This is a genomic window from Ruegeria sp. AF1, assembly GCF_056542125.1.
Window position 1 is genome coordinate 536,595 of the sequence record NZ_JBQFZG010000001.1, and the last position, 12,768, is coordinate 549,362.

The following is a 12,768-nucleotide window of genomic DNA, read 5'->3' on the forward strand; positions in this document are numbered from 1 at the left end:
GCGTGCGTATGGCAGTTTAACCATTACTTTTTACCACCACCGTTTCCGCCAGAATTGCCGCCGCCATTTCCACCAGAGTTGCCACCACCGTTGCCTCCGGAATTGCCGCCACCGTTACCTCCGGAATTGCCTCCACCATTGCCGCCAGAATTGCCGTGACCGCCACCGCTGTTCCCACGGTTGCCGCTTTGACCCCCGTTTGCGTTGGCAGAAGACTTGCCTTGAGATTTCGCATTGGCCGAGTTTCCGGGCGCAGATTTCGCCGCTTCTGTGATTTGTTTGCCGATCGTGGACCTGTTGGAAACGACGACGCCGGTTTTTGCGTTAACAATAACACTAACAATCTTCCCGTTCGGTTTTTTGACCAGCACGCGGTAGTAAACTTTGTCGGCCTGAAAAGCACGCGCATCAATGGGCGTTCCGCCAAAGACCTGCTCGACGCCTTTGATGACGTCCTGAAGACGGATAGCGTTGCCAGTGGTTGTCGCTTTGCGCAGCTCCGCCTGCTTCAGCTCACGAACGGCTGCATCGCCTTCTCCGGGCTGGAGAACGGCAACAAGAAACAAGATGGTCAAGAGCTTCTTCATCTTCGGCACTCTTTACTGCGCAACCACCTTAACAATCTACCGATTTCAACATGAACTGGCGATGAACGACCAGTTTGGCGTGGGTTCAATGATGATCGGTTTAGATAGCACCTGTCAGATATTGATTCCGGCTAGCGGTTTTTCGTGTGTGCTGACCGCGAAATACTCTGCCGGCCCAAATGAAACTCGCGTTCGACCTACGAGGATCGCTATGAAAACCAATTTGACCGGCGTGCTGAAGGCCTCCGCTCTCGCAATCGCAATGTTGGGCTCCACTGCTATCGTGGCGGCAGTTGCCCTTCCAGATGTGGCCTACGCCAAAGACGGCAATGGCAACGGTGGAGGCAATGGTGGCGGTAAAGGAAACGGCGGCGGTAATGGAAACAGCGACAACGCCGGAAATGGCAAAGGCAACGGCGGTGGTAATGGGGCGACCAAAAGTGGTGGTTCAAAATCCGCCGGTAAGTCGGGGCGCACAACCTCTGGCGCAAAGGGTTCGAAGTCAAAATCCTCGAAGGGAAAATCGTTCTCTTTGAAAGAGCTGTTTACCGGTAAGAAGTCCAAGAAAACTCAGACCAAGACCGCACCGGCCGCGCACGCGACAAAATCCAAGGTTCAGGTCGAGGAAACGGACCTGACCGATTCCCATAAGAAGGGGAATAAACTGGCTGCCGTACTGGGTGTCCACCCTTCAGAACTGGGTGCACTGAACGCAGCCAACGCAAGTGAGAAGGCCCTTCAGAACGCTGCACCGAATTCGCGCGTCGGTCGCATTGCAACCTATCGCGATACGGTTCTGGCTGGCGACAGCATCCGAGCTGAACTTGCCGAAAAACAAGACCTTCTGGATGATATGACCCCGCCGGATCGCTCCAGCGCCGAAATCAATGACGACCTTGAGGAAGCGCTGGCCGATGTTCAGGAAAAGCAGGACATCGTCGATGATCTCGAACAGCAGCTGGCAGACGCGGGAGGCACCGATCCTGATATCGAGGACGCTCTTCAGGACGCAAACGATGATCTGCAGGCTTCCAAAGATACCGCTGACAGCCTGAATGCCGAAAAACAGGCAGCCTTGGAATATGAGGAAGCCGTGCAAGACGTCGAAGACCTGACTGACGCCGTTGAGCAGCAGTCACTCGATGAGCGCGCGGCATTGGAAGACGCTGCGAACAAACCCGTCACCGACGAGGTCGAGGCTGCTGTAAAGGCAATGCTCGGACTGGATAGCTAACAGCTTTTGCCTTCATTCTTATGAAGTGGGCAAAAGACCGGGCCAGCTAAGTGATTACCAGCCGTTTGGCTGGCCCGACTTTCTCGTAAAGATCCTGACCGCCAGGTTGTATTGCGCGCATGCCCTACGCAAGTTGGCAAAGGTTACTGAGAAAAAATATAGCCCGCTCCAATTCGGAGCGGGCTTTATCGTTCCCTGATCATGTTGATCTGGAAATCTATCGGACGTTCTGATCTTCAGAAGTCCCGGTTCGCCTCTTCAAGTCGCTTGTTATTTACGATTTCTGTCAGTGCATTTTCGATAGGAGGGAAGCGACTGCTGCTCGAATTTGTATTGCTTGAAACTTCGCCATTCATGACGGGATTATGGGGTTGCATTGTCGCACATGCATACGGCGCAACCTCAATAGCAGTCTTGATCATGCTGTTCCCCTTCCATTCAACCGGACGTGGTTTGCCCGGCCTGTGCGATTAGTATGCCCCGAACCAGTTGAACACTCAGAGAATACATTGTTCACATTATGTTAATGTTGTCGCGAAATCATGAACAAAGACTAAGCCGTTAACAAAAAAGAATAATTCCTTCTATTGTATCTGCGATCAAGTGGGACGAACAGAAAAATCAGGCGAACTCCCCCTACTCCGTAGGGTTGTTTCCCCGCACGAAAGTGGCAGATCGTCAAAGCGAACGAGTCAGATTCCCTACACCGCAATAGAGGGCAAAATTGCGGCCGAAAAAAAGAAACTTACAAAACAGCCGACGAAATTACGACACAGTTCAGCAGTTATTCGACCGGCGTGGCACGACAAAAGGCGAGACCATGACGGCGGATAGATCCAAAAAAGATCAAGGAAAGGTCTTCAGACCGTCCTGGTAGCAATCCATTCGGTTCGCTAACCCGCAATCTGAGCAAAACCCCTGTCAGCATCAACGCTTCGGTTTAACAGATGCAAAAGCTCGATCTGGCTCGTTGCCCCTGTCTTGGAAAATATGGAACTTAAGTGCGAACGAACCGTCGTCGGGCCAATGGACAAAGTCTCCGAGATTGTCTTCACTGTCATTCCCTCTTTCATCATCGCACATACCCGAAACTCGCATCTGCTGAGTTCGGCTGGGTTATTTGGATCAAGGATTGGAACGAAGCGATTGTTGCTGTCGTATCTGGACCGGTGACCCCGAAGAACTTCGGAATTGGCAGCAACCGTTCCGGGTAAGCGTTTACTCCAGCCAGATGAAAGTGTTGGAGCCAGCGCACTTATCAGATCAAGTTCGAAGGTCTGCGGGCGAATACTGTAATGAAGCTCGATGTAATCGACCTGCGCCCCGGCTACGTCCAGCGGAATCAGGATAACCTCCACCAGCCCTTCAGGCTTTTGAGGCCGATAATGGGACATTGGTGATGCGTCGGAAAACACCAGGTCTGATAGTTTCCAGACTGAACCCGCTCTTGCAGTTGATATACACTCCCCAATAACCAGTTCGGCCTGCGTTTGCGGCTGTGAAGGCCAGATTTTTCCCAGCTGAACACAACAGCGCGCAATGTGCTTTGCCTTCCAACCTTTTTTCTGCGTTCTGACTATTAGAACCGCATCAGCATTTACCAGGCGCATTAAACAATTTACGGATCGAGACAAGGAGCCATTACCGCACAGGGCCTGAGTCCACTCCACTACAAAGTCCAGACTCTCCCTCGCCTGAGCGCTCTTTAAAAAACTAACACTCATAACAATTAACCATTCAACCAAACAGACCGACCAAACAAACAGGTTCGGATTACAACAACTAACTTGTGCCCCTTACGCAGCCACAGCAACCGGAATTATCTGGCTTGTCTGCGCGGAAAGTATTCAAACAAATACTACTACAAAACTTTATCTATCTGTTTTTAATGTGTTTTTATGAACCATATCACCATCAATCGGCACGGGACCAATCCGCGATTGCCTGACCGTTCAGTAAAAATCAACAACCATCCTGCTCACAATTGCAACCCGACTCAATTCATTGTTTCGAAAAAAGGCGATTCGCCGTATGTTAATAGGTTGTTAATTCAGGGTTAAAAGTAATCTCCCATAGAAGTTATTACTTTAAAATCTTTCAATCTTTGATTGTATTTCAGTTACCTTTGAAGGAGGTCACGCATCTCCTGCGATTCTATTCTGATTCCCGAGCTAATGCATTTTCGCCTGGCTTGCGCTCAAGAATATGGAGCGCTGAAAACGTCTAACCTATTTGGGGGAAATAATGACTAAATTCATGAAGAAGTTTGTTAAGAATGAAAGCGGTGCAGCAATTGTCGAATATGGCCTGGCTCTTTTGGTCGTGGCGTCGATTGCAGTTGGCGCATTCTCGTACCTGGGCACCACCACCAACACAAACGTGACTGGTGCATGCGCTGCTCTGGGTAGCGCGACCTGCTGACCCAAACACACTTACCAAAATACTGAACTCTGCGCCGCCGTGCCACTGTTGCGGCGCAGAGTTCACCGCCAGGAATTTCGCGAAAGCAAGACGACCGAAGTTCCATATTTCAGAACGTAATTGTTGGAGAGAGTGATGCGTATCAGGCCAATCATTTCTACACTGTTTGGAATTGCGATAGCGTCCGGTTCCGTTTACCTGGCGAAAGATCACATTCAGTTTAAGACAAGCACTGCCGGTGTCTCGCCAGATGCCGATCTGGTTGAGATCTATGTGGCCCGATCAGAAATTGCTTTTGGTCAAACGATCGAAGCGCACGACGTCACAATTCATCCCTGGCCGCGCGAGGCGCTCCCGGCCGGAGTTTTCACGGATATTGATGTACTTGTTCCAAACAATCGCCGTCAGCTGCGGCGCGCCAAGGGCCGGTTCTATCCCGGCGAAGTAATGCTTCTTTCCAAGGTTTCGAACTTTGGTGAAAAAGTCACCCTAGTTCAAAAGTTGGGGGAAAACACACGCGCCATGGCAATCGAGGTCGATGCTGTAACGGCCGTGGGCGGTTTTGTTACCCCGGGCGATCACGTTGATATCGTCTTGACCCAAGGTGCCAAGCATGACCTGCGCGCGGTCACCATCTTGCAGAATATTCGCGTCATTGGCGTAGACCAGCAGTCGGAAGAATTAAGCGATCAGCCTGAGGTCGCCCGCACGATCACAGTGGAAGTGACCCCGCAGCAAGGTCAACGTCTGGCCCTGGCTCAAAAGGCCGGAACCCTGAGCCTTACACTGCGCACCCTGGACAGCGTCGAGGATGAGCCCATGGAGATGGTTCGCCTGCGCGATCTGCTGCAGGAGGAAGGACCTGCAGAAAAGGTTGATATTCAACCCACTGTAAAGCTGCGCCGGGGAACCGAGACCGAGGTTGTGACCATCCAGCGGCAACAGGAAGAAGCGGAACAGGAAACAGAAGCCGCGCCCGCCGCCAAATTGCAACCTGATACCCCAAAAGATGCGCACCTTGCGCCGGCGTCCGCGATGCCGCGCGTCAAACCCCGCATTCGCCCAATCACAGTCAGTCAGACACCTGGTCAATAAGTTCAGCCATGCGAGCACATGCAATCATATCCGCATTCGCCCAAGAGGAGAACGGCACCGTCGCGATCCTGTGGGGCACAGCTTTGGTCGCATTCCTCGGGTTCTTTGCGATCACGCTGGACGTTGGCCGGTTGAATTCGACACATGCAGAGCTGCAGTCATTTGCCGACAACGTGGCTTTGGCCGCAGCGGGAGAGTTGGACGGCCAACCAGACGCGATTACACGCGCCACAAATGCAGCAGCAAATCTTGTCAGCGACAGCCAGACCTTCGCGAACGGGGCAACCACGCTTTCAGGATCGTCGGATTATACCCTCTTGTTTCACTCGGCGCTTCCGGCATCGGATCTGACCCCGCTTGGCGCAGATATTACAACTGATCCACGGAAGGCCAGGTTCGCGCAAGTCGTGTTGACACCCAAATCCCTGACGATGAGCCTGGCTTCGGCGCTGGACAAAATGCTTGGTGGGGCTGGGTTTTCTGCTGCCAGCGTTTCAGCCGAGGCAGTGGCCGGATACTCGAAAGCGGCGTGCGATATCTCACCCCTGATGTTCTGCCTGCCCCCGAATTGGGAATCCACTTTGACTGTGGGCGACCAGATCCTGTTGCGCAGCGGCGGCAACGGAACGGCCTGGGGACCGGGTAACTTCGGCTTTATTGATCTGGCGAATTTCCAAGACAGCTCGGGTGTGTGTGCCGACGAAGGGGGCAATAAACTGGCCTGTCTGATCGCGGCGCAAAGCCAGATCACCCAATGTGTTCTGACCAATGGTCTGAACACCGAACCCGGCCAGAAAAACGGCATTACCAATGCTGCATTCAACGTCCGCTTTGACATCTACCGCTCGGTTCTCAACGGTGAGAAAAACAACATCGATTTCGCGCCCGCACCAAATGTGATCAAGGGGATTGAAAGCAACGGTGGCGGCGCTTGCATTCAGGGAAATGAACAGACGACCCCTGATACAACTGGTCTGGGGCGCGACCTGTGCATGACTGCGGGCACATGCGGCGGAAACAACCGTTTCGGCGACGGCAACTGGGATCGAACCGGATACCTTAATCGAAACCACGATCTGGCAGATGGGATTGCCGACGGCATAGGCAGCGACTCGCATCTGCCCGCGCTGTCCGGGTCGGATACCGTTTTCGCCGGGACGCGGTACGGAATGTATCTGAGGGAAATAGCCTACGGAAATACAAACCCTCACGCGCCGCCGAACGCAAACTCCATTCTGGACCCTTCGCTTGCTGAAACCGGACGCCCGATGTGTTCCAGCCAGATGTCCGAAGACCCGGCGCGGCGCGTTGTTACGGCTGCTGGTGTTGATTGCGCGCAAAACCCGGTTTCCGGTTCGACTACCGGAGTTCCAGTCACAAAATTTGTTGCCGTGTTCCTGACTGAACCGGTGGGTGATGACGGCGGCTCGCCCCCCAGTTTCGACATCCACGGAGAGGTCGTCGGTTTCCCCGATGTGACCGGTGTTGGCAGCGGCGGCAACGGGTTCGGCGGCATCTTTCGCGACGTCGTACAGTTGTATCGATAGGGGCAGAGTGTTCATGTGTATTCGCCTCAGATCCCCTTTCAAACGCTTCGCCAAAAACGAAGATGGTGCGATCCTTGTCGAGTTTGGCCTTGTCATGCCGATTATGCTGCTGCTGTTGGCAGTAACCCTGGAATCCGCACGCCTTATGTGGTCGTACCAGTCGGTCATTGCCGGGGTCCGGGATGCCAGCCGATACATGTCGCGCGTCACGCCCTCGGATATCTGTTCGTCTGGCGGAACAGTCGCGGGGCTCAGCACAACTCTGAAAGGGATTGTCGAGCGTGACATTCACGGCAACAGCCTGTTTCCGCCCAGCATAACCGTCAACTCGGTAACGCCCAGCCTGACCTGCGTGTCCGGTACGTATCGTATGAACCCGGCGCCTGTCGGTCAGGTAAGCGCCAATATCACCGTTCAGTTTCCGCTAGGGGGCATTCTGAAGCTTTTCGGCAGCGGTGCGTCATCGATAACCACCGACGTCGCTGACACATCGCGGATATTTGGCCAATGACATGGTTGCGGAATAATCGCGCCACCTGGCGCCAGGTCGCGGACAAGGTGCTGCGCGACCAAAATGGTGGGGTTCTTGTTGAATTTGCCGTGGTGGTGTCCCTGTTTTCCTTCCTGTTCCTGGCATTGCTGGACTTTGGTCGGCTATCATACAGCGGAGTGAACGCGCAGAAGGCGGCACAGCTGGCGGCGCGCATCGCTGTGGTGCGCCCTGCGGCGTGTCCGGGTGTGCCACAAACCCACACGCGGGGAACATCCGCGTTGTCCCCTCGCTTTGGCACCCCATGCAGTGCGTCGGCTGGCGTATGTGCCGACCCGGTAACGCCACCTTGTGTGGGTGACGCCGCCAACACCACAGCATCTGAAATCTGGGGGCGCATCAACCCGTTGCTGCCCCCCGGCACGACGATTGACGCCTTGCAGTTTTCCTATGATTTCAATTCTAATCTGGGCTTCCTGGGTGGTCCTTACACACCCATGGTCACGGTTGAGCTGAACCTGAATGATTTTCAGTTCGTGTCGCCGCTGGCCGCGCTTGCAAACGCCGCAGGCGCGACCAGCAGCACAATTCCTTCAACAGCCGGGTTTTCCAATTTCAGCGTTTCGCTGCCTGCCGAAGACCTAGCATCAGGAGAGTCAGGTTAATGGTTAAGAACGTTTCTAGTCTCAATTCACATTCCGTCATGCTTGTATCTGAAAGCGAAACCGTCGCTCAGGTGGTCGCCAATGCCTTTCCCGCCGGTCAAAACAACGAAATCTCCGAGAATGCGGGTTCGTTCAAAGCGTTGAACGGTACGGCGCGCAATCTGGCATTCAAGCATGACCTGGTTATTTTCGAAATCGACCCCTGCGACGCGGGCGAGGTTCTGGCCGTCAAAGACCTCCTGACCCATCGGCAAGATGACACCTTATTTGTCGCGCTGACGCAGAATGACGTTTCGATCTCGGTCGCCCGCGAGTTGCGGAAAATCGGCATCGACGAAGTTCTGCCCCTGTCCATTGATGAGGATGGGCTGAAAGCTGCGGTAGCAGAAAAAATCTCCTCCCGATCACTTCCGCAGGGATTCATTCAAAATGGTCCCTCTGCCCTTGGCACCGTCATTCCGGTTGCAAAATCCCGCGGTGGGATCGGAGCGTCAACGGTCGCGGTAAACCTTGCCTGCTCGCTGGTGGGCGGGAAAGGATCCTTCCTGAGGAAAAAGGCGAAAAACCGCGTCGCGCTTCTGGATTTTGATCTGCAATTCGGAAACGCGAACGTGTTTCTCGATCTTGAAGATAACGGGGGATGCCTCCAACTCATCGAAAATCAGGAAGAGCCGGATGATCATTTCCTGACGTCGATCCTTCAGAACCACGCGCTCGGTATTGATGTGTTGTGCGCGCCCGCGCCGTTGGTTCCGCTTCAGTCCATACGACCGGGCCTGATCGAAGGGATGCTCGACCTGCTTCAGCGCCGGTACGATTATGTTGTCATCGACCTGCCCTGTGCCGTTGTGGAATGGGTCGAACCCATTTTCAAACGCGCGAACCAACTGGCGCTGGTAACTGACACCACGGTTCCATGCGTTCGCCAGACCCGGCGCCTGATCGATTTCTATCGCGAGGCGAACGTGGCCCTGCCGGTCGAGGTTGTCGTGAACCGCGAGCGGAAGACGTTGATCAAACCTGCACATGTTCGCGAGGCTGAAAAGGTGCTGGAAACGAAACTGAAGCACTGGCTGCCGGACAATCCCAAGATTGCGCGAAACGCGGTCGATCTGGGACGACCGATTGTAGACATGAAGCCGCATTCGGACCTTGGCAAGGCCCTGACGAAACTGGCTGCGTCCATGTCCGAAGGCACCCGGCCAGCCGCACAAAAAACTGTATAATGGGAGATCGCCGTGTTTAACGAGTACAAATCACGCCGGGCCGCGTCCAAGTCGAATGTGTTGGTTCTGGAACGGCCAATCGAGGTACCAAAATCCAAGGCAACACCAGAACCGGTGGACGTTGACCTGCAAGCGCATCTGGAGCTTAAAAGTCGCCTGCACAGCGAGCTTCTCGACCGTCTGAACCTGTCCGTGATCGACAAGGTCGAACGATCCGAACTGAAACGTCAGATCGCTGCGCTGGTTACCGGGCTGATCGAGGCCGAACGCCTTCATTTACGGTCCGAGGCATTTACAGCCCTTGTTGATGAACTCATTCACGAAGTGATGGGTCTGGGCCCTCTGGAACCTCTTCTGGAAGACCCGACCATCAACGACATTCTCGTCAACTCTTATGATCAGGTCTACGTGGAACGCTTTGGCCTGCTCGAGCAATCGTCCGTGCGCTTTCGCGACGAGCGCCATCTGCTTCGGATCATTGACAAAATCGTCAGCCGGGTCGGCCGTCGTATCGATGAATCCCAGCCATGGGTCGATGCGCGTCTGGAGGACGGAAGCCGGGTCAACGCGATTATTCGCCCGTGTTCAGTTGATGGACCGGCGTTGTCGATCCGCAAATTCTCGCGCAATCCCCTGACCATCGACAAGCTGGTCCAACGGGACAGCATGAACGAACAGGCAGCCAAGCTACTGGCGGCACTGGTCGAAGCCAGGCTGAACATTCTGATTTCGGGCGGTACCGGTTCCGGCAAGACAACAATGCTGAACGCCGTTTCATCCTTTATCGACGGCAAGCAGCGTATCGTGACAATCGAAGATGCGGCCGAACTTCAGTTACAGCAAAGCCATGTCGTTCGCTTGGAAACCCGTCCCCCCAACTCGGAAGGTCAAGGGGTGATTACGCAGCGGGATCTGGTGCGCAACGCACTCAGGATGCGGCCTGACCGAATTATTGTCGGCGAAGTCCGTGGTGCCGAATGCTTTGACATGCTTCAGGCCATGAATACAGGACATGACGGCTCCATGACGACCGTACATGCGAACTCGGCCCGCGATGCACTCAGCCGGGTCGAACAGATGGTGACGATGCTGGGGGCGGATTTGCCCGTCAGAACCATCCGGTCTCAAATCGCCTCGGCCATTCAGATCGTCCTGCAACTCAGCCGTCTGAGCGACGGGACACGCAGGGTCGTCAGTATTTCCGAAATCACGGGCATGGAAGACGACACGATCACGATGCAGGACATCTTTGTCTTCAAACGCCGTGGCAAGTCTGAGAATGGCGACGTTCTGGGAGAATTCCTGCCAACCGGAATACGGCCAAAATGCTTCGACCAGCTGGTAGCGGCTGGTGTTGATGTGGACACCAACATGTTTATTCACGGGGCAACGGCATCATGATTGACTTTCAGCCCAATACACTGAACATCCTGATCTATATTTCGATTTTTCTGGGAATTCTGCTCGCCTACGAAGGCGTTCACCAGCTTCTGGCGCGCAAGGAAACGCATGGCGAGGCCAGAAACCGCCGTATGAAACTGATCCAGAACGGGGCTTCGACGGATCAGGTGTTGCAGCTGCTCCGCGATCCGGCGATGCTGGCTGCTGGTGAAAAAGCCGGGCTGATTACGCGGTTTCGCCGTCTGCTTGTGCAAGCTGGTGTGGCGGTCAACCCAATTTGGGTGGTTCTCGCCGTCTCCCTTCTGGTTTTGATGATCTTTTTCGGGGCCTCCCGGTTCCTTGCCCTGGAACTGGCGGTCATTCTGAGCGCAGTTTTCGGCCTCATCAGCCCGATCATCCTGCTGGTCGCCGTGAAAGACGCCCGCGCGAAGAAACTGACGAAACAACTGCCTGACGCGTTAGACCTGATGGCCCGGGGGCTGAAAGTGGGCCACCCCGTCGCGGTGACGGTTGGAAACGTTGCCTCTGATCTACCGGATCCGATCGGGTCAGAGTTTGGCATCATCAAAGACCAGATCAACTATGGTGATGACGTCGCGACCGCCTTTCACGACTTTGCGCAACGGGTCGGAACAGAGGATGCAAAATACCTTGCCGTAAGTATCGGCATTCAGCATGGAACCGGCGGCAACCTGTCTCGCGTTCTAAGCATTCTGTCCCAGACCATCCGGGACCGGCACACGATGCAAAAGAAGATCAAGGCAATCTCTGCCGAAGGTCGCCTGAGCAGCCTTATCCTCACGATTTTGCCGGTCATCATTTATCTTTCGATCGAGGTCTCCTCGCCAACATTTTACGGCGACGTACGCAGCGATCCGCTGTTTCCGTATTTCGCCCAGGTGATCATTGGCCTGACAGTTGCCCAGGGTTTCATCCTGAAGCGACTGGTTAAATTCAGATTCTAAAAGGAATTGGGATATGGATATTCTTCAGGACATTCTAAACGATCCGCGCGTCACACCGCAGTTGATCCTGTTGGTCGGAATCGCCCTTAGTGTTTTTTTTGTCGTCATGGGCCTTTCCGGATTTACCGCAAGTGAAAACACGGCAGCACGCCGCATGCGCGTTGGGACGGTATCACAAGGGCATGGGCAGGATTTTGACCTTATCCAGGGTGACAACAGCGACCCGCACGGGTTGCTGAAGGCCTTTGTCCCGTCGTCAAAACGCGAACGCTCCAAGATCGGCAAGCTTTTGAAACAAGCCGGAATTCGGCAGAAGCACGCCATTCGCACGTATTATACCTTTCGGGTCGTCCTGGGGTTTGTGTTGCCTGCCGCGTTCGTGGCAACCATGGCTTTGCCAATCGAAACGCAAGTTCAGTTAGGGATCGCCGACCTTTTGCAGGGTGTTACGTGGGTTAACACAATGCAGGTCGTGACGGCACTGATGGTCATGGGCTTTTATGGCCCGGCACTGTGGTTGCGACGTCGAATAAAGAAACGCCGCCGGGCCATCGAACACAGCCTGCCAAACGCGCTCGACCTGTTGCAAGTCGCTATCGAGGCCGGGCTGGGCTTTGACGCGGCGATGATCCGGGTCTCGCATGAATTGGCCAAAGCAGCTCCGGAAATCTCGCAGGAGTTTTCGGTTCTTCAACTGGAGTTGCAGGCAGGCAAAGAACGTCAGGCCGCCTTTCTGGATATGGCGAACCGGGTCGGTATCGACGAGATGAATTCGTTCGCGAACGCCTTTTTGCAATCCAACCAGTACGGAACCAGCATATCCGCGTCATTACGCCGGTTCGCCACTGACATGCGGCTTGACCGAGAGCTTCGCGCCCAGGAGAAGGCAAACCGTCTGCCTGTGCAGATGTCTGCCGTGATGGCCATATGCATGATGCCTGTCCTATTGCTGATTTGTCTGGCGCCAATGCTGATCCGGTGGGTCAACATGTTCGGGCAAGGGTAACGCAGCGACAATGGTGTTCGCATAGCTGAATGCCCGGGAAACAGCGGACCTTAGGGGGGTCCGCTTTTCTTTTGTTCCAACAGCTCTCGACTCCGGGCCAAGGGTCGGGCTATCAGCCCGAAACATCATTT

13 protein-coding genes are annotated in these 12,768 nt (G+C 54.5%); 10 read left to right on the plus strand and 3 right to left on the minus strand.

Annotated features, from left to right (window positions below; all coding sequences use genetic code 11):
- Positions 1-23 precede the first annotated feature (23 nt).
- Positions 24-587 carry a PepSY domain-containing protein gene (locus ACR0BK_RS02595; RefSeq protein WP_480553691.1) on the minus strand — a complete coding sequence of 188 codons (564 nt, stop codon included), beginning with the start codon at positions 585-587 and terminating at the stop codon, positions 24-26.
- Between ACR0BK_RS02595 and ACR0BK_RS02600 the strand changes: the two genes are divergently transcribed.
- Positions 568-1,821 (plus strand): hypothetical protein, encoded by a 1,254-nt coding sequence (locus ACR0BK_RS02600; RefSeq protein ID WP_480553693.1) that lies wholly within the window; start codon positions 568-570, stop codon positions 1,819-1,821. The two genes, ACR0BK_RS02595 and ACR0BK_RS02600, sit on opposite strands and share 20 nt — an antisense overlap.
- A gap of 236 nt (positions 1,822-2,057) precedes the next feature.
- Here the strand turns inward: ACR0BK_RS02600 and ACR0BK_RS02605 are convergent, their stop codons facing one another.
- Together ACR0BK_RS02605 and ACR0BK_RS02610 are read right to left on the minus strand one after the other, a co-directional pair.
- Positions 2,058-2,243, minus strand: coding sequence for a hypothetical protein (locus ACR0BK_RS02605; RefSeq protein WP_480473092.1), 186 nt, complete (start codon positions 2,241-2,243; stop codon positions 2,058-2,060).
- A gap of 471 nt (positions 2,244-2,714) precedes the next feature.
- Positions 2,715-3,545 carry a helix-turn-helix transcriptional regulator gene (locus ACR0BK_RS02610; protein WP_480553695.1) on the minus strand — a complete coding sequence of 277 codons (831 nt, stop codon included), beginning with the start codon at positions 3,543-3,545 and terminating at the stop codon, positions 2,715-2,717.
- 532 nt (positions 3,546-4,077) lie between these two features.
- On the opposite strand from ACR0BK_RS02610, the gene ACR0BK_RS02615 reads away from it, so the two are divergent.
- The 9 genes from ACR0BK_RS02615 (at position 4,078) to ACR0BK_RS02655 (ending at position 12,637) form a co-directional block, all read left to right on the plus strand.
- Positions 4,078-4,242, plus strand: coding sequence for a Flp family type IVb pilin (locus ACR0BK_RS02615; protein WP_267367933.1), 165 nt, complete (start codon positions 4,078-4,080; stop codon positions 4,240-4,242).
- Positions 4,243-4,377: 135 nt separating this feature from the next.
- The gene (cpaB, locus tag ACR0BK_RS02620) at positions 4,378-5,337 is read left to right on the plus strand and encodes a Flp pilus assembly protein CpaB (protein ID WP_480553697.1); all 960 of its coding nucleotides are present in this window, start codon (positions 4,378-4,380) and stop codon (positions 5,335-5,337) included.
- Positions 5,338-5,345: 8 nt separating this feature from the next.
- The gene (locus tag ACR0BK_RS02625; RefSeq protein WP_480493051.1) at positions 5,346-6,884 is read left to right on the plus strand and encodes a pilus assembly protein TadG-related protein; all 1,539 of its coding nucleotides are present in this window, start codon (positions 5,346-5,348) and stop codon (positions 6,882-6,884) included.
- A 13-nt stretch (positions 6,885-6,897) separates the two neighbouring features.
- Positions 6,898-7,395 carry a TadE/TadG family type IV pilus assembly protein gene (locus ACR0BK_RS02630; RefSeq protein WP_480473102.1) on the plus strand — a complete coding sequence of 166 codons (498 nt, stop codon included), beginning with the start codon at positions 6,898-6,900 and terminating at the stop codon, positions 7,393-7,395.
- Complete coding sequence (locus tag ACR0BK_RS02635) at positions 7,392-8,039, plus strand: TadE/TadG family type IV pilus assembly protein (RefSeq protein WP_480553699.1); 648 nt, start codon at positions 7,392-7,394, stop codon at positions 8,037-8,039. The genes ACR0BK_RS02630 and ACR0BK_RS02635 overlap by 4 nt, the downstream gene beginning before the upstream one ends.
- A 38-nt stretch (positions 8,040-8,077) precedes the next feature.
- Complete coding sequence (locus ACR0BK_RS02640) at positions 8,078-9,265, plus strand: CpaE/TadZ family protein (RefSeq protein WP_480517261.1); 1,188 nt, start codon at positions 8,078-8,080, stop codon at positions 9,263-9,265.
- 12 nt (positions 9,266-9,277) lie between these two features.
- Complete coding sequence (locus ACR0BK_RS02645; RefSeq protein WP_480473108.1) at positions 9,278-10,666, plus strand: TadA family conjugal transfer-associated ATPase; 1,389 nt, start codon at positions 9,278-9,280, stop codon at positions 10,664-10,666.
- Positions 10,663-11,631 (plus strand): type II secretion system F family protein, encoded by a 969-nt coding sequence (locus tag ACR0BK_RS02650; RefSeq protein ID WP_480473110.1) that lies wholly within the window; start codon positions 10,663-10,665, stop codon positions 11,629-11,631. The genes ACR0BK_RS02645 and ACR0BK_RS02650 overlap by 4 nt, the downstream gene beginning before the upstream one ends.
- 13 nt (positions 11,632-11,644) lie before the next feature.
- Positions 11,645-12,637, plus strand: a complete 993-nt coding sequence (locus ACR0BK_RS02655; protein ID WP_480553700.1) for a type II secretion system F family protein — start codon at positions 11,645-11,647, stop codon at positions 12,635-12,637.
- The last annotated feature ends 131 nt before the right edge of the window (positions 12,638-12,768 follow it).